Below are 17,798 nucleotides of genomic sequence, written 5' to 3'. Positions count from 1 at the left end.
CTCACTGTTCTGGATGCACAAAACTAGGTTCTTTTGGCACCGTGATGTCGTTGCGTTCCCACCCCTCGTTCTCTAGTTTGATTGACTGGATCATGAATGCGGAGCTAGACGCATCGAGCGCAGGTATCGCTTTGTATTCCGAGACCCAACAGTTATAGAGGGTGTAGCTCAATACTTTTTGCCCAGCTTCATTGAGAACTTCAAGAATCAATGTCTTGCGAAAATCTGCCAGCGAGACTTCACCGCCTAAACCCGTGCCAATACGCCACACTTTGTTGGCCCACTGCTCAAATTGAAGATTTTCAGTCACCCCACGTTCGAGCGTAATGGCTTCAAATTTAGCTTGCCCCGGCGATTTGCGGGTGTGTGAAGGGTCTGCCCCCTCTCGGTATTCCATCACTTCTACGGTGCGGCTGAGTCCCGACACCTTTTGTACTGCTGCTAGTACGTCACCACCCGCTTCTTTGACAATAAATTTGTAGCCGGGATAAGGCACAATACGTTGACCATTCACGTTAAGCTGAGACATCTCGTCCCCCTCGCTAACCATCAAAAATAAGCAAAAACAAAAACGAATGCAGAGAGCCTCTGCCAGCAAAAGCTGACAGAGAGGACATCTAACCGTTGCTGTTATTCATCAACTGCAAGCTAACAACGACAAATTCCGCAGGTTTTAGCCCCGCAAAGCCCACCAGTAAATTCACCACCCCCGCATCAATATCAGCTTGTGTGGTTGTCTCGGCGTCGCACTTCACGCGATAAGCCTGCTCAGGCGAACTGCCTTGAAAGGCACCTTGGCGAAATAACCCTTGCATGAAGTCACCAACTGCAATGCGAATTTCTGACCAAAGCGGTTCATCGTTAGGTTGGAACACTGCCCATTGCAAACCTCTAAACAAAGACTCTTCAATGAACAATGCGGTACGACGAACAGGTATGTAAGTCCATTCCGACGCCAACTCATTCGCACCGCGAAGAGTTCGAGCGCCCCAAGCGATATTGCCGCTAATGCCACCATTGCGAAGGCAATTCAAGCCCACAGGATTTAGCAGGCCTATTTCGTTATTGGTTAAGGATTGATTGAAGCCCATGACATTACGAAGATTTGCCGTGATGCCAGCCGCCGCAGTCCAGATACCTGATTCGGTATCTTTGCGCGCATAGAGTCCCGCGATGGTGCCACTGGGCGCGATGGTTCGTAGACGATTTTCATTGTTCGGGTCAGGAACCTGAACCCGAGGATAGTAAGCAGCAGTATTACGGTGACGAAGACCGGCTCCTGCTACCTCATCAAGCCAATCATGTGCCTCTTCAACGCTATTCACGTTAGCGGGCGGATCAATTAATAAAAATGCGCGTTGTTCTTCGCAATATGTCAGCGCCGGACTCATGACACTAAAGGTATCCGCAGATCCAAGATCTGCTGCTTCTGGGATCAGTAAGATGTTGAACAAATCAACATCCTCCAGTGCATAAAGCCCAGTTCGAAGTGAGCGATTTCCTCTCAATGGTGCCGCACGCTCAGCGTCGGTTAACAGCGTTATATCCTCATCAGCCCCTGCGGTGGCGAGCGTTTGATGTCCCGCTGGAGCAACCGTATTCATGGCATATTGCTGAACATTTGCCTGTACCTGCACCGTCGCGCTATTAATCAGTCTCATGAATTCGCCAAAGTCTCCCTGGGGCACAAGCGATTCAGCGATGGTGATGACTTGTCCTGCACGATATTCGGCACTGTTTCTTCCACTGAAAATCGCCATACGTGAGCCACGAACAACCACTTGGCATTGCGCCCAAAGTGGATCTGCCGCTCGAGTATCTCGGATTGCGTTTTGCAGCATGAGCGCCGCTTCTGCAATTGTGGTGGGTTTGATGCTCGCATCGATAAATACATCGTGAGCCCCCGTCCCTAGATCCACGAGCAACGAATTATCATCCGCGACCCCAGCATACTGCGTCGTGTCTTGCACATCAGAGTAAAAACCCGTCGCTGCAGGCATCGCTGTACCCGCACCGCCCAACGACAACTGAACAAGCATTGAATCATCGTTAACAACATCGACGACATAACGAGGGTGTGTCTCTACCATCGACACGTTACGATAAATTTCGTTACGCACTGGCAACTCTAAGCCATCAACATGACGGATCTCGGTAATCGTCAGGTTAAACAAAGACGTGGGATCAGAGGTGAGATAGTCAACATCAGCGCGTATATGGTTATTCCAATTACCGGGATCTTCGACTGGATTGTTCTGAAATTGACGTCCAGCATCAAACCTCAATGTGGTTGCACCGCTCCAGCTTTCTGCTGTCATGCTGCCATTCGTTCCTCCGCCTACGCGAATACCGACGGCTTGGCCTCCTCCATTAAGGTAAAACTGAGACACTGCGTAGCTCGCTTCGCTATCAGTGTGCACGCCACCAAAGTGAGTATCAAAATCACCAATGTGAAACATTCGCACTGGCGTATTAAGTGGACCGCGAGAAAAGCGCCCCACAATGGCGGCGATTGACGTAGCAACGCCACTCAATGAGCGACTACCACTAGGAATTTCTTGAATATAAACGCCGGGATATGTCAGTGCGACTGGCATGGGTGACCTCCTCAAGCAAGACGATGGATCCATTAAAACTGGCGTCAATGTATTGCGATGCCGTCGACTGGAAAATTCGACAACATCGAAGGGTGAGTACAGTATTGATGTCACAATACACAGTAATGAGGATGGTCAACTTTCAACCATCTGCTTGTCGCAACCACAAGACGATACACATTAAGAGGGTGTTATGCTTAAAAAAGTACGTTCGTTTTATTAACGATTTTTCAGCATGTTAAGCACAATGTAATCGTTCTTACTAAACACCCTTATTTTTATACGAATTAATATTGAGAAAACCCGAAAAGACCAACGAAATAGACAGACAGCCTAATTGATCAGGCGAGACAGCTCATTCCAACCATAATACCCCCGATGCATATCAGTGAATTTTCGGTCTTTTGCTTGCTGACGAGTGAGAGCAGATTGACGTGAATGTTTGATTGTTCATTAATGACAATGAAAAAGAAAAAAGAAAAAAGAAAAACGAAAAAACCAAGACAGAGTGAAGACAGCCCATCAAGTAGACATATATAGGTAGAAGCTGAATAGGTAGAAACAGAATAAATAGAAGACGAATAGCAAAAATAGAAAGTGTCTGCGGGGCAGTTATTCGTTGTCGGTCGTATCTAGCCGCCGACAGCTCATCAGCGGCTAGCAAAAACCGGTAATACACCCAGTTTTATGATTGACTGACAAACTCGTGGATGTAGTCAATTTGGGGTTGCTTTGTAAATGCCCCCGGACGCAAAGCTTGGACTTCACGAATAATATCTTCCAATTCCCAGCCACGTTCTAATAGCAAATGCGCAGCCATCAAACCAGTGCGGCCTGATCCCCCCATGCAATGAAGAGCGACCTTCTCGCCTTTTGCAATCGCATCATGCAGGCGTGATTGGCATTGTTGCCAGCTCTGAATAAACGCGGCGTTTGGCGCTTCATCGTCTTCAATCTGGGTTTGGAACCATGTGATTCCGGCAGCTTGGGCGAGTTCACCAAGTTCAGCAACGCCTTTTTCAGCCATTTCTTCTTGGCTCAGCGCGGTGACAATCATGGTCACGCCTTGTGCTTTAAGTTGATCTAAGCTCTCTTTTAACGACGTGCCTTTGGTACCTGGGCATGGTGTTAAAATTAACGCACCCGCTTCAACAGGCAGTTCCCATGTTGGATGTGTCATTGTTATACCTTCATTCCTTTCAACTAACTGATTTATGCTAACCCTCAATTATGGCGGTTAAGTATTACAAATTAAATAACGATAGTCGTTGATGATAAACACCAAAAGCCTCAGAATAGCGCCCCTTTCCCTACTGAGTTGGCGCACTTGCCACCAGCCGTCCATTTTAGGGCGTAATCTTATTGAGAATTATACATATGGGTTTTACCTCGTTAGGTCTTTCTGCACCAATCCTTAAAGCGGTACAAGAGAAGGGTTACGATACGCCTTCTCCGATTCAGGCGCAGGCTATCCCTGCTGTACTTGAAGGCAAGGATGTCATGGCTGCAGCACAAACCGGTACAGGTAAAACCGCTGGCTTTGTTCTGCCAATCCTAGAAAAACTGAGCCATGGCGATCGCGCTCGTCCAAACCACGTTCGCGCTTTGATCTTGACCCCAACTCGTGAACTAGCCGCTCAGATCCTCGAAAATGCGGAGGCTTACAGCAAGCACACGCGCCTGCGTTCTACCGTTGTTTTTGGTGGCGTTAAAATCAACCCACAACTTATGGCACTGCGCAAAGGTACCGACGTTTTGGTCGCTACACCGGGTCGTTTACTTGATCTTTACAGCCAGAATGCAGTGAAGTTTTCACAGCTTGAAGTGTTGGTTTTGGACGAAGCTGACCGCATGCTAGACATGGGTTTCTTCCGTGACATCAAACGAATCCTCGATATTTTGCCGAAGAATCGCCAGAACTTGCTGTTCTCTGCAACGTTTTCTGACGAGATTCGTCAACTAGCGAAAGGCTTGGTTAACAATCCTGTTGAGATTTCAGTCACGCCTGCAAACTCAACCGCACGTACCGTTGAACAATGCATTTACCCTGCTGACAAGAAAAAGAAACCAGCCATTCTTTCTACCTTGATTAAAGAAGGTAACTGGCGTCAGGTGTTGGTATTTAGTCGCACTAAGCACGGCGCAAACAAGCTTTCTCATTTCCTTAATGAAGAAGGCATTACTGCGGCACCGATTCACGGTAACAAGAGCCAAGGTGCTCGCACCAAAGCACTGGCTGATTTCAAATCAGGTGAAGTACGTGTACTGGTAGCAACCGATATTGCTGCTCGTGGTATTGATATCCCTCAGCTTCCACAAGTGGTTAACTTTGATTTGCCAAACGTTGCTGAAGATTATGTTCACCGTATTGGCCGTACTGGCCGCGCTGGTGAAACAGGTAAAGCGATCTCGTTGGTTTGTGCTGACGAAGCGGATGATCTATTCGGTATCGAACGTTTAATTGAGCAAGTACTGCCACGCATAGAACTAAAAGGTTTCAAGCCAAGCATCGCTGTCCCTGAACGTGCACTAGACACTCGTCCCATGAAAGCGAAGAAACCAAAAAGACCAAGCGCTCCAACAGGTGGTCGTCGTTCTTCTAGCTACAGAGGCAACGGTGACAAAGCGGTCTTCGAAAATCGTCAATCTCGTCAAGGTGGTGGTCAGCAAGCTCAGAAAGCTGAAGGCAACGGTGAAGGCCAAGCACGTCGTGAAGGTTCTGCTCGCAACGGCAACGCTAATAGTCGTAACGGTAACCGCAATGGCAACAGCAATACGGGTAATCGTGGTGCGAATGCATCAGGTCAAGCGCCATCACGCAATAAGCCACAAGGCAATGGCGCTCAGAAGCCAGCAGGAAGCCAAAACAGAAAACCAGGTGGCCAACAACGCCGTCGCCCTTCGGGCAACACAGCGAAAGCGACCCCTAGCGCCAACTAAGATAAAGTGATTTGTAAAAGCCAGACAGTGTCTGGCTTTTTTCGTTTAGAGGATGGTCAATGGAAGCCGACAACTTACAGTTTCCCCTCTCTCTCGCGCCTCTCTCTCACGCCTTTCTATCGTCAATAGTCTTCTTTCGCTTCACCACTGAATTTCGAGATATAACCTGAAAAATTTTTAGAAAAAACATAATCCAGACAGAGAGATACGGCCATTATCTGTACAAACTGCACGTAAATGATGCATTCGTTCAGATTTCCGCATTTTATTCTCATTTCGCCCTTAATTTTTCAGTAAAACGTGCCGCTTTTTCTTTTAGTTACAAGTTATACCCAATCAACCTGAAGATGCTCGATTTCAGAGGCCTTCAGGTTGTTTGGGTATAAGAAGCAATTAACGTTTTGCCGAGTATCGGCTATTGAGAATAATAATGTATAAGAAAACAATCCTCTCCATTCTAGTTCTTGCGGCACTTGCTGGCTGCAACGACGAAGACACGTCCATTATTCAACCAGATATAGACACAGAAACACCTGCGCCCGTTCTTCCAGAAGAAGGAACGGATGGCTCTCCAGATATAGGTGTGCCAGACCCTATTATCGCGGGAGAATTTTCCCTCGATGGTTCATTGGTGTTTGGCCCTTCAGTAACCTGTAATGGTGAAGCAGCCAATGCGTTTGAATTCTCGCAAAATGATGCCGTTGTCTGTGAGTTCGACGGCACGGTATTAGCGACATTCAGCGACATCTTTGCAGAGAAAGAACAGCGCTCAGTTGACACACCTACTCGGCTGAGATTAACACTTGAAAACGCATCCGAGTTTGTCGACTCCCCAGAGAAACTGCGAAATGCTCGCACCTTGATCACTGCTGTTGCGCCAAGTCACGACAACCAAATCGATTTCCCAACTCTGTCCACGAGTGACACGTTGGCCTTCTCTGCCATGTACAATAACGACTTAGACTTGCCACAAGCAGACTTCGATAAGCTATTGGAAGAAGAAGCACCCACAGAAGAAAGCCTTGTCGATAAACTGCCGAGTACACACGTTCCTGATATTGAGCCGGAAGTCACAGAAGGCGCAGTCGCTGACTTAAACGCGCCGTTTGTTTCCGCCAACGCTGAAGAGGCTTATCAGTACAAGCCAGAAACAAGCATTCTTTCGAAAGCCGTTATCACTGATTCGAACGGTAAAGCTGTGCAAGGCTTGTCTTACTTCAGCCGATCGTCTCGTGGAAAAACCAACGAGCTCGGCGAGTTTGAATTTGTTTGGGGCGAAACCATTTCATTTGGTATCGAGACATTTGAACTTGGTGGACTACGCGGAAACCAAACCCAATTTACGCTTCGCGACTTGGGCGTAGAACAACGCGGTAGAAATGCGGAGGCGTTGGTGAAACGCTACGCCACGAAAAACGCTGGCAATCTCTCCATCAATACTGACGTTGAAAAGGTATTTTCTCAGTACCCTAACGTCATCAACGAAGCCATTTCGTTATCGCTCAACGACAAGGACATTCCTCTCGACGTTGGAGCGGGTCAAATACAAACCGTTAAAGCAGAATTCGAGACTCAATTTACATCAGGCATCGCGCAACAAATCGATAAAGCCATTTGTGGTGAAAACTGCAATCAATCAGCTTCTCAATTTGATATCCAACCGGACGTGCGTGTCGCAACCGATGAGATGAGCAACATTCAGGCCGACATCAATAAGCTATGGGGCATCAATGACGCCGAATCTCAAGGCTGGAAACCCGTCGATAAATTCCATGTCTTTGCGGATGCAACGTGGTTTTATGGAAGCGTAGGAACGGCTCGTGGACAAGCGGCCGTTAACATTTCGAACCGCGCATTCCCTGTGATGATGGCACGTAACGACAATAACTACTGGATTGAGTTCGATAAACCCAAAGCCTATGACGAACGTGGCTTGGCATACATTACTGAATCCCCAGTCATCACACCCGATTTAGCAGGCGGAAACACGGCCACCTATGGTTTGCCTTTTGTCAGCATTGGCGAGTTGGGTAGCGGCAAGATCATGGTGATGGGCAACGCCCGTTATAACTCTGTCTTGGTATGCCCGACCGGATATTCTTGGGGTGGCAATAGTCAGTGTGAAAATGGGACAGACGGCGATGACATGAAGAATTTCTTCAACAATGTTATTCGCTATCTCACCAACCGCGCCGAGAATGCATCCATCAATGTTGGCACCAATATACCTCACGTCTACTTTACTCGTGCCGGCATCACGCTGGGCCACAAAGAAGCGTATGTGATTGCTGATGACTTCAATGTCACAACAGAGCAAATCTCATCGTTTTCAAATATCTCCCCTGCAGACATGCCCCTGCTGATCCTTAATGGATTTGACTATAACGGCCCAACGGGTGACGTTTATTTGCCACCTCATACCGCCAATACTGACAGCCCTAAACTCACCCAAGACGATGTCACTGCACTCATTCAGTACGTTTCTGACGGTGGCAGTATCTTGGTGATGGAAACCTTGCGTGCAACAAACAATGCTGGTGAGCTAGGTCGTTTGTTGGATGCAGCGGGCATCGCATTTGGCATGGGCGAGTCTGTCGTACCGACAGGGAATGGTCCCAATGATGGCTACGCCGATCGCGTACGTTCAAACCGCGAGTATGGTCTCTACATTATCGAACGTTATGCACCTATCGACGGTGAGAATGGCGAACAGCCAAAACCGCCGTATAACATTGATAAAATCACAGGTGAGGTGACGTGGGATCACATCATTGCAGGTAAGCCAGACAAAGCGCCGAAGCTAGAAACCGCGTACTACTTCGATAAATTGGAAAACGGAGAGGAAATCACTCGCAAGGCATTCATTCGCGAGGAAGACCATTTTGTACGCAACGACAAGGGTCATATCGATGTATCTAATGGCGAGCCCGTCGTTGATACTAAATCACTGCGCAAAGCCATTGACGATTTGCTCGAAAAGTTCGAGGTCAATGGTCAGCGCACCTATGAACAGTGTACTGATTACAACTACCACTATGAAATCAACTGCCTCGAGTATCGTCCGGGCAATGGTATTCCGCTAACTGGCGGTATGTCTCGCCCTATCTACACCAAACTCGATTTGGGAGAGAAAGAAGCTCGCGCCATGATCAAGGCAGCGGATCTCGGCACCAACATTGAGCGCCTGTATCAGCATGAGCGCTATTTCCGTACTAACGGTAAACAGGGTGAACGCTTAAGCAGCATCGATCTGAACCGACTCTACTCCAACATGTCTGTGTGGCTTTGGAACGATTTAGATTATCGCTATGAATCAGGAAAAGACGATGAGCTTGGTTTCGAAAAGTTCACCGAATTCTTGAACTGTTACACCAGTAACACTGGCGCAGAAGGCACAAAGTGTCCGCAAGAACTCGGCAACCAACTCACCGAAATGAAGATGGTTTATGGCGCAAGCGATGGTCAATATGCGGGCCAGATGAACCCGAGCTATCCGCTCAATTACATGGAAAAACCGCTGACACGTTTAATGTTAGGCCGCTCGTTCTGGGATTATGATGTCATTGTCGATATTCGCCAATTCCCCGGAGAGCCAGATGGATTTGCTACGGGCAAAGAACTGACATTCGACATGAGCAATAATCCAGTTGCGTACTATGCGGGCAACCGTCAGGCGACCGGTCAATGGGCGGTTGCTCATCAACCCGTGACAATTAATGTGTCAGGAAACAGTACCCCTGTTACCTTCACAATTGGCTTGCATGACGATCTCACTGGTCGTGAGAAGCACGAACTTGGTCTAAAACGCCCACCGCGCATGCAAAAAAGTTACTCTATTCAAAGCAGCGGTGAATTTACCGTGCCGTACGGTGGTTTGATTTACGTGCAAGGTGGCAACAGCGAATCCGTCAATATCACGTTCAGTGGCAGCTTAGCAGCTCCGCTCTACAATGCGTCTACCGATGAATGGGTGAACCCGCAACACTCGCCAGCGCCAATTGGGGATGTGGTGTCAAATAGCTTCATCTATACCGCTCCAAAAACCAATATGGCAGCGAAAAACTTCGACGGCGGTATGGCACAGTTTGCATCAGACTTAGATACTTTTGCCCAGGATATAAATGAGTTCTATGCGAGAGACGAAGGCATCAACGGTCAAAACAACCGTGCTGTTACTCACGCCGACACGCCAAACAACCGCCATGCGTTTGTGAATGATGTCGCCATCAGTATTGGCGCTGCGCACTCTGGGTATCCAGTAATGAACAGCAGTTTTGATGTAGACAGCAAACACATGCCGACCACGCCACTCAACGATTGGCTAATTTGGCACGAAGTGGGTCACAACGCTGCTGAAGCCCCACTCACTGTTGAAGGTGCTACTGAAGTTGCTAACAACGTGCTTGGCCTTTACATGCAGCAAAAATACCTAGGGAAAATGCCTCGTGTGGAACGCGATATTCGCATTGCTCCACAGTTCGTGAATGCGGAGAACGGTCACGCATGGGGCGCTGGCGGCGCAGGTGAACGTTTGCTGATGTTTGCACAACTAAAAGAGTGGGCTGACACAGAGCTGGACATCACCCAATGGTACGAAGGCGAACTGCCAGATTTCTACAATCAAGAACTTGGCATGAATGGCTTTAACCTTTACAAATTAATGCATCGCCTCACACGTAACCAATCTGAAAATGGGATGCGTTTAGTCGGTGAGAACCAATGTTACCAATCAAACTTAGGTAAGAGTGACGCTTTGCTACTTTGTGCATCTTACGCTGCACAAACAGACTTGACGGCGTTCTTTGACGCATGGAACCCTGGCGTCGTGGCAAGCATATTACCGGGTCAAAGCCAGCCTCAGTATGGCGGTGGTATTAGCGATGCAGGACGAGCAGCAGCGAAAGCGCTGAATCTACCGCTTCCAGTCCGTAACCCGCTGAACATTGATTCGGTTACTGTCGGTGTTCCAGCACAATAACCACGAATAAGCAGTCGCGAGGAAACAATATACACTCGCGACTATAACAGTAGTGAAAAAATAGAAAAGGGAGCCAATTGGCTCCCTTTTGATTTCTATCTTACGGCTATGTTTATTGCTTTGTAATAAGCCGATACTCTGTCAGTGTCAGGATTGCACTTTCAAGAACATCTAAGCCTTGGGTCGTATAACCATAGAAATTCGGCGTCACCGCATCTCTCAAATTCACTACCAAGTCTGTAATGTCATCACCTAGCATCAATCCATCTGATAACTCCGACAGCAGGCGCTGTTTTTGGTCATCCAATGGTTCGATAAATTCGCTATAGCCCGCAACAGAGCTATAGAGATTGCTGAAGGTTCCTGTCGTGTTCTCTTCAATGAAGTAGCTCACTGAACGCGAGAAATTGACGCGAATATCGCTCACACTTTCATTGGTTGAAAAGACAGTTTCTAACAAGCTATCCCCACCCGCATGTTCAATAGTGTTTGGCTTATAATCTGTTTTCGGGAAAACAAGAAATGCTGATATTGCACCGTCACGAGTTACCGCTGATAGTACGAAACGTCTGTCGTCATAATATTTAATGACGTCACCCGCCATCGATTTTTTGATGTAAACCGGCGCACCAAATGTCTCTTCCAACACATCTTCAGAAGCACGAATATAGATCCGCTCCAGATTATTGTGTGACGGAATATCAGTAAACTGCGACAACGTAAGGTTATATACCTTATCAATCGCATCCATGGTGTCATTCAATCCACCAAGAGCAATCGCGATAATAGAGACAAACGCAATGGTTTTTGCCCACTTTTCTCGAACACGATCTTTCAAATTTCGTTGTTGTGCTGTTTCAAGCGCCAGAGCTTCATTTTGCTCATTGACTTCAACCACCGACATGCCTTACCCCTTCAAATCTTCTAGTTTTTCAATCGCTGTTTCAATAACGTGCTCACTGATCGCCTCGATCTCGTCTTGACTCACATACTGCTTAATGTCGTCGGAAAATCTCACACCAATAAAAACGCCAAAGCCTATAAGGCCAAAGACAAAAAGCCTAAACATCCTGATTCTCCAGTGTTATTGATACATCGAAATCCGACCTTTTACCTTTCGTAGGTAATTCTTGGTCTCATCGTAAGGAAGATTTTCAAGCAGGTGGTTATACACCTCATCCGGCGTCATGCTGTTAATCACCACAGCGGCTTTACGAATATTGGTCGACCTGTCTTTATTGAACGCTTTAGCTACGTTGCCTGCACCTGTGTTGTAAGCGGCAATCACACAGTAAAGACGCGCTTCATCATTGGTCACGAACTTAAGGTAGCGCTTGTCCAAGATATTGAGATAAGCCGTACCTGTTTCCACGTTAATAGGCGGAACGTATAGGTCTGTTGGTGACATTGGCGAATCGATCTTACGGAACAATTTGTTCACGTCATGACCTGCACTGTTTGGTACAACTTGCATCAAACCAAAAGCAGGAACATGTGATTTCGCATCTGGGCGGAAAGAGGATTCGCTATGCATAATTGCCATAACAAGCGCAGCATCAATTTCCCAACGCTCACTTTCTTTTTCTACAAGCGGCTGATAAGTAGAAGCACGTGTCTTTAACGCGTTTTCAGGTAGCTTCACTTTGTAGCTCACCACTTTTTTAGCGGCATTGTTACTTGGTTTAGAAGCTTGCACTGTAACGGTTTTGGCGGGTTCCACGTCGCTCACGACTGTGGGTGTTGGCTGCGTTGTTAGCTGCGGTTTCGACTGTGGTTTTGGTGACTGCTCAGCTAACTCCGTTGCCGCTTGCTGTTTCGGTGTTTCTTCCACGGAGAGTGAAGGTTTACGGGTATCCGTCACTTCTGTTTGGGTTGCGCTCTCTTTTGGTGCTACTACGCCAGGCGACTTCGCTTCAACGTTCGCGTTAGCTTTAGTTATCGTACTCGCATCCGCCATCACATTAGTTTTGGTTTCATCCGATTCAACGCTCACCACCTGCTCGACTTTCGCCGTAGATTCGACATCGGCTTTGTTTGCAATGACAGCGGTTCCTCCGACTTTCTCGTCGTCGGCCTTTTTATGTTCCGTTTTTACTGGCTCAGGAATATCCAATTCTTTGCGCTTCGCTTTGAACTGTTCGCTGATTGACGCTATGCGCGGAGCCGCAGTTTGGAGGAGAGCAATTTTTTTCTTGTGCGCACGTTCATAAATAAAGGATTCTGGAATCCCTGTATTTGAACGAATTAAACGTTCGGCTTGAACGTCAAGCTCACGCATTTGCATCTGAATTTGATCAATGATGAATTGTTTTTCTGTTTTTTCTTGTTCTGGAGAGTAATCAACATAAGCGATGGCTTCGTTAGCGTTTTCCAGAGATAGTATCTGACCGTCGACTTCCAGTTCAGACAACCCATTTAACGCGGATGCCGAATCAGAATCCATATCGACCAACACCGAGATAGTCGCCGTATTACCCTCGTAATCAACAACTTTCTTCACTGTGTTACTGTCTGAATATTCAACCGATTTGGTAGAATCAGACACTTCACCACTGCCCCATTGATCAATCAGCAATTCACGCTCTTTATCCAAATTCGAGGTGTACTCATCTCGCCACGCTTCGTACTCAGAGAGATAGTTATCGAGCCATTGGTAAAATTCAGCGAATTTTTCTTTTTGAGGTTGATTCACTCGTTTTGCTTCACGATCTAGCTCAGCAAAAGAATCTGCTGTCGCCAATGCAGGGACAACATTCAATACGACAGCGATACACACTGCCAACGCTTTTATTTTATTCGTCGCCATTTCCGGTACCTAGCACCATAAAAAAGAGGTTATCTCGCGATAACCTCATAAGAAGGGTTCATTTATTACGTATTGCGCTTAAAGCTGTTTCAGAGACTCAAGAGTCTTCGCCAGATCGTCAGCCGCTTGCTCGTTGTTGAATTGATTCCACAACGTTGCATCTTCGCCCGCAGCGTCAATCACACTGTTTCGGTTGGCTTTGTAGGCTTCTTGGTCCATACCAACAAGCACATACAATCCACCTGTTGGACTTACTTGGCTAACCAGCACGCGACTGTCTGTTAGTGAGCGAGACACGACTGTTTTGGTAACGTTTTCAAACGTTTCCATCACAGACTCATTCACGCCTTCAGTCGTATTTGTGGTAACAGATGCTTCTACTGCCTGCTTGAACATGTTATTCACGTCAATCTGAAACTGAGACGCCAAAGCGACACGTGCTTCGTTAGCAGCAACTTTACGCATCACGCTCATGCCCGCTGCGCTTTTCTTCGCATAACCTGTCGCAGCAATACCAATGTCTGATGGCATCACATCACATACCCAACCTGGCGCTTCATCCTTTGGAGAATCAGGGAAAGTACAAGCAGCAAAGTTCTGGCTTTGCTCAACCGTTGCGTTGTTAGAACACGCTGAAAGAACTAATGCTAGAGAAACAGCAACAAGGGATTTTTTAATCATTAGTTGCCCCAACTGTTGGTCATACATGCTACATCCCAAATCGCACACTCTTCAGGAACCAATTTAGCGGTATCACCTTTCCGCAACTTCAGAGACATCTCCTCGTCGATAGCAACCCAAGAAAACGTTGGTTTAACCGCATCGTTCTCATGATTGACAACGTAACCCACACCCACGGTGTACGTTTCTAGATCGCCTTCGTCTGATTTAAAGGTTTGAGAGAACGAGATGTCCGCACCAGGTTGAATGCGTTTGTTAGAACCCATTGCCACTTTCACCATGGTGCCAGCTTCACATTGACGCATCTCCATAACAGGTGCAGAAGGCGCTAGCAGTTTTTGAAGTTCAAAGTTGTACTTCACAGATTTCATCGCCGCTTCGCTGGCCATTGAGGTGTACTGTGCTTTAGAGATAGGACACTTAGAATTGCGGGTTTCAGAAGTGAATGTGTCATAACTTCCAAGCTCGATGCGCTGAACCAGATTCATATCAGGTAGAGACACCACTTTAGCGACCGCTTTCACTTCAGTGCGGAAATCACAGTGAGCAGGGTAAACCTTGGTTTCGCCCTCGTCGTTGGTTTTTTCACGACGTTCAGTGAAGTTGTAAGTAAGATCGCTTGCCGTCACTTCAGTGATAATTGCTAAATCTGCGATTGGCACGCCTGATTGATTGTAGCGACCGCTTTGCTCAGCAAGCTTAATCTCACCTTTCAATTTGTTCGCAAGTTTACGATCAACCAGTTTACTGCCGGTTTTTTCAATAGTTGCTTCAAGATCGTTACGGTAAACAGTTTGAAGACGGCCTTTTGCCGAGTCATCAAATGCCATATCAACAGGCAATACGATCACTTTAATATCTTCTGCTTTTTTCCCTGCAACTGGAGACTTTTCAATATCAACTTGGCCTGTTGGCATACAAACCGTGTCAATTTGAGTCAACTGACAACCAGAAATTGCTGCAGTAAGAGCCACTGCCACTAACGCTTTCTTAAACACTTTTGATACTCCAGTGTAATATTATTTTTAGAGTTGTAGTCCCAATGCAGTCCAAATACCTTTCTCTTCTATTTGTGAAGAGAAATGACGTTCAGCACCTTCATGGGAAAGTTTGAAGTTTGATACTGAATTGCCGGTCGAGATAACCTCGCTCGTGGACAATGTTTGTCCTTTTATATTTCTAAGAGACAACTCAGTGACTTTTGTGGTGATAAATGCATCACCAACCATGTTTTTACGATAGTCAGAATTCATTATTAAAACATGTGAAATCGAACGCGACTTTCGAGTGGTTGTATTAATACCTACAGCGCCGAACTTTTCCGCTATAAATGCAGCACTTTTTTTATCGTTCACATCGGGCTTAATATAAACAAGAATACTGGACTTAACTTGGTCTACCTCTGCAACTAGCCTAGGAAGATAAGTAATATCAACTGCTCTTTTTTCGTTCATCGTTGACAGGATACCTATGCGAACATAGAGGTCTGCTAACTCGTCTTCGAGGTTGTTATTTTCCAACCACCACGTCAGTCTGTCTTGATGTGACAAGTTCTTAAGTTCAACTTCGGCATTGCTTTCAATTTGATCTATCTCAGTCAAAATTTGAGCTTTAACGTTGTCTCGCTTCACTCGAGCTTGGACATAATAGGCAACATCATTTTGCTCACTGCGCAGATATTCAGTGCCAATAAGTGTCAATTGTGCGGACTTCGCATTGACGGTGCTTTTCACATTTTCGTAGCTTAGCGCACCATCATTAATTTTTCGGAAACTATCATTTTTTGTAAAAGAAGAGTCCACTTGAGTCCATAGCTGTTCATTGATTTGACCTAGCGCGGATTTCTTAGCCAAATTCAAGCTACGGCCTTCTCCAACCGAATAAATATAGTTAGGGTCATTCACCGTCTCGACGTTATACCAATCTGGTGGTGTCGTTGATTGGCAGCCAACCAATACTAACGGCAACAATGCTGCGTAGATTTTTTTAATCATTTTTATAAGAAACCACTCAGAGGTTAATAGATAGACGAAATCAGTCATCGTCGCTTTAGTAATCCAAGGTGAATCTCGAACCATGACAATTAGCTCTCATTTAGAGAGAGTCTCTAAAGGCATTTATTTTAATGAGTCAAGACAACCAAGCATTGACGCGCATTATCTGGATAAAGATCTAAACTTTCAATAAGGAATGTAATTTTATTGCAAGAATTCTGACTTAAACGTGACATTCATAATAGCCAATAAATACCATCTCACAGAGAGAGCAATAGAATCACCCATTCATTATTTTATGAAGAGAACCTATTTACTGTGGAAATCCATTCACCATTAAATAGTCTCACCGAGCAACCATTGCAAAAATTAACTGTCTTTATTTGTAGCAGGGTGCGTAATTAAAAACAGATGATAAATATTTGATGGTAGTATTTTTAAGAGCATAACTGGCTATTGTTAGCCAGTTATGTCGTATGTTTGAAGGGTTTAAATAATGATACCGAATAGATTCATGCAAAAAAGTTCGTGCTAGTCGGGTTCATCGCTTTTTCGTAGCGTTCGTTGAAGCAGCATATTCTTCATAACAATAGATTTGAGGTTCTTGTCGACGATATGAAGCTCCTCTTCGGCTTGTTGGACATTTCCTTCTTGAATCAGCCTTTCTGCATAGGTAATTCGGGCAATGACAGGTGAAAGACTTATCGCATAGTTCTCAAGCCCAACAGCCAACGTTTGTAATTGTTCAAGTCTTCCCGTTCTTACCATAAGGCTCACATTTGCTGCGCGAGTTCTTGCCGTAACGAAACGCTCATTTAACTCATCGAAGTCCGCCACAACACTTGACTGCCAACGCTGAACAGACTCGCTCAGTTCCAATGCTTCTTTAGAGTCCGGAAATAGATACTGGAAACTATCTGCCAATTCCATACTAGAACGAAAAGAATCCGCGACATCTTCCTCAGACAGCATAGATAATTTTTCGCTATATCGAGTAAACAACTGCGACTGATAGTGCTTCAATCCCTGAGCGCCAAATTCCTCGCGAATTTGCTGCGCCTCATCGACCGAGATAATTTTTGGCTCGGTGAGCGCGACTGTTAACTCTGACGCGGGGGACGGTCTACTGCCTTGCACATACTGCAAACCATAAAGAGACGCACCACCTAATAAAACGCCTAGAACAAATACCAATGCGCTGGCATTCTGTTTTTTAACTTTCACTTCAACAGGTGGCGGCGCGACTACGCCCGTTCGTGAACTGTTCTCCAAGCGATCAATATGTTCAAAAACGGTAAAGCCGAGCACATCGAGGTCTGCCACCTTTTCACTTCCGCGCAGTGAAAGATTACGGTCAATCGCCTGTAATGCCCTTTCAGAGCGATACAAATCTCGTAGCTGGCTCAATTGCGGGTGCATTGCCCTCAACTCTTCACCCATGCGCCCCAACATCCAACGGTACAATTCAACCCGTTTTGCCTGTGGCATGTTTTGGTCTACGTGTTTGTCGCGAAGCACCGCCACTTGCAATTCAAGACCATTGGCAAAGCCTGAAAGACCTTGAGTTTTCAGTGATGCAACCGTGTAGTAGATAGCCACTAGCAAATCAGCACCATCAGAGGTAGCGACCTTTTCACACAGAGTACGTACTTTGTCCCAATCAACAGACCCACCCAGCGGATTAAAACGACGATTAATTTCACTGCGGATGGCTTGATAGTCGGCAGAGTCCTTCAAACGAGAGTCATCTGCCGCTAACTTTATGCCGTCGATGTCAGTCAACATCCATTGCGCCATGTTTA

The 17,798-nt window shown here is 46.3% G+C and carries 12 protein-coding genes; 2 read left to right on the top strand and 10 right to left on the bottom strand.

The genetic code is table 11. The annotated features are described in order from the left end of the window. Position 1: 1 nt before the first annotated feature. From L4D06_RS10885 to L4D06_RS10875, 3 genes are all read right to left on the bottom strand, one after another. The gene (locus tag L4D06_RS10885; RefSeq protein WP_274164243.1) at positions 2–529 is read right to left on the bottom strand and encodes a phage tail protein; all 528 of its coding nucleotides are present in this window, start codon (positions 527–529) and stop codon (positions 2–4) included. Positions 530–617: 88 nt separating this feature from the next. Beyond that, entirely contained in the window at positions 618–2,597 is a 1,980-nt protein-coding gene (locus L4D06_RS10880; RefSeq protein ID WP_429739347.1) for a phage tail sheath family protein, read from the bottom strand. Between the two features lie 685 nt (positions 2,598–3,282). Then, on the bottom strand, positions 3,283–3,777 hold the full coding sequence (locus tag L4D06_RS10875) for a cyclin-dependent kinase inhibitor 3 family protein (RefSeq protein WP_274164245.1): 495 nt from the start codon (positions 3,775–3,777) through the stop codon (positions 3,283–3,285). Between the two features lie 197 nt (positions 3,778–3,974). Between L4D06_RS10875 and L4D06_RS10870 the strand changes: the two genes are divergently transcribed. Both L4D06_RS10870 and L4D06_RS10865 read left to right on the top strand, forming a co-directional pair. After that, positions 3,975–5,537 carry a DEAD/DEAH box helicase gene (locus L4D06_RS10870; RefSeq protein ID WP_429739490.1) on the top strand — a complete coding sequence of 521 codons (1,563 nt, stop codon included), beginning with the start codon at positions 3,975–3,977 and terminating at the stop codon, positions 5,535–5,537. Between the two features lie 430 nt (positions 5,538–5,967). Beyond that, positions 5,968–10,515, top strand: a complete 4,548-nt coding sequence (locus L4D06_RS10865) for an SslE/AcfD family lipoprotein zinc metalloprotease (protein ID WP_429739345.1) — start codon at positions 5,968–5,970, stop codon at positions 10,513–10,515. A 112-nt stretch (positions 10,516–10,627) separates the two neighbouring features. Here the strand turns inward: L4D06_RS10865 and L4D06_RS10860 are convergent, their stop codons facing one another. The 7 genes from L4D06_RS10860 to L4D06_RS10830 form a co-directional block, all read right to left on the bottom strand. Continuing rightward, positions 10,628–11,419, bottom strand: coding sequence for an ETEC_3214 domain-containing protein (locus L4D06_RS10860; protein ID WP_429739343.1), 792 nt, complete (start codon positions 11,417–11,419; stop codon positions 10,628–10,630). Between the two features lie 3 nt (positions 11,420–11,422). After that, the gene (locus tag L4D06_RS10855; RefSeq protein ID WP_274164248.1) at positions 11,423–11,584 is read right to left on the bottom strand and encodes a hypothetical protein; all 162 of its coding nucleotides are present in this window, start codon (positions 11,582–11,584) and stop codon (positions 11,423–11,425) included. A gap of 15 nt (positions 11,585–11,599) precedes the next feature. Beyond that, complete coding sequence (locus tag L4D06_RS10850; RefSeq protein ID WP_429739489.1) at positions 11,600–13,291, bottom strand: transglycosylase SLT domain-containing protein; 1,692 nt, start codon at positions 13,289–13,291, stop codon at positions 11,600–11,602. A gap of 108 nt (positions 13,292–13,399) precedes the next feature. Further along, positions 13,400–13,999: an LPP20 family lipoprotein gene (locus tag L4D06_RS10845; protein WP_274164326.1), complete on the bottom strand. Its 600-nt coding sequence runs from the start codon at positions 13,997–13,999 to the stop codon at positions 13,400–13,402. Positions 14,000–14,001: 2 nt separating this feature from the next. After that, a complete protein-coding gene (locus L4D06_RS10840) occupies positions 14,002–15,000 on the bottom strand; it encodes a hypothetical protein (protein ID WP_429739341.1) in 999 nt (332 codons plus the stop codon). A gap of 27 nt (positions 15,001–15,027) precedes the next feature. Beyond that, positions 15,028–16,080 carry an LPP20 family lipoprotein gene (locus L4D06_RS10835; protein WP_429739340.1) on the bottom strand — a complete coding sequence of 351 codons (1,053 nt, stop codon included), beginning with the start codon at positions 16,078–16,080 and terminating at the stop codon, positions 15,028–15,030. A 447-nt stretch (positions 16,081–16,527) separates the two neighbouring features. Further along, entirely contained in the window at positions 16,528–17,793 is a 1,266-nt protein-coding gene (locus L4D06_RS10830; protein WP_429739338.1) for a type VI secretion system ImpA family N-terminal domain-containing protein, read from the bottom strand. Positions 17,794–17,798: the final 5 nt, after the last annotated feature.

It is taken from the genome of Enterovibrio makurazakiensis (assembly GCF_050336585.1).
GTDB lineage: Bacteria > Pseudomonadota > Gammaproteobacteria > Enterobacterales > Vibrionaceae > Enterovibrio > Enterovibrio gelatinilyticus.
This window is presented reverse-complemented; position numbering and strand designations above follow the sequence as displayed.

What these genes read in the sequence shown, in the direction of transcription:
- L4D06_RS10875 (WP_274164245.1), bottom strand. Translation starts at nt 3,777, where the DNA reads ATGACACATCCAACATGGGAACTGCCTGTTGAAGCGGGTGCGTTAATT.
- L4D06_RS10865 (WP_429739345.1), top strand. Translation starts at nt 5,968, where the DNA reads ATGTATAAGAAAACAATCCTCTCCATTCTAGTTCTTGCGGCACTTGCT.
- L4D06_RS10835 (WP_429739340.1), bottom strand. Translation starts at nt 16,080, where the DNA reads ATGGTTCGAGATTCACCTTGGATTACTAAAGCGACGATGACTGATTTC.
- L4D06_RS10885 (WP_274164243.1), bottom strand. Translation starts at nt 529, where the DNA reads ATGTCTCAGCTTAACGTGAATGGTCAACGTATTGTGCCTTATCCCGGC.
- L4D06_RS10860 (WP_429739343.1), bottom strand. Translation starts at nt 11,419, where the DNA reads ATGTCGGTGGTTGAAGTCAATGAGCAAAATGAAGCTCTGGCGCTTGAA.
- L4D06_RS10830 (WP_429739338.1), bottom strand. Translation starts at nt 17,793, where the DNA reads ATGGCGCAATGGATGTTGACTGACATCGACGGCATAAAGTTAGCGGCA.
- L4D06_RS10855 (WP_274164248.1), bottom strand. Translation starts at nt 11,584, where the DNA reads ATGTTTAGGCTTTTTGTCTTTGGCCTTATAGGCTTTGGCGTTTTTATT.
- L4D06_RS10880 (WP_429739347.1), bottom strand. Translation starts at nt 2,597, where the DNA reads ATGCCAGTCGCACTGACATATCCCGGCGTTTATATTCAAGAAATTCCT.
- L4D06_RS10870 (WP_429739490.1), top strand. Translation starts at nt 3,975, where the DNA reads ATGGGTTTTACCTCGTTAGGTCTTTCTGCACCAATCCTTAAAGCGGTA.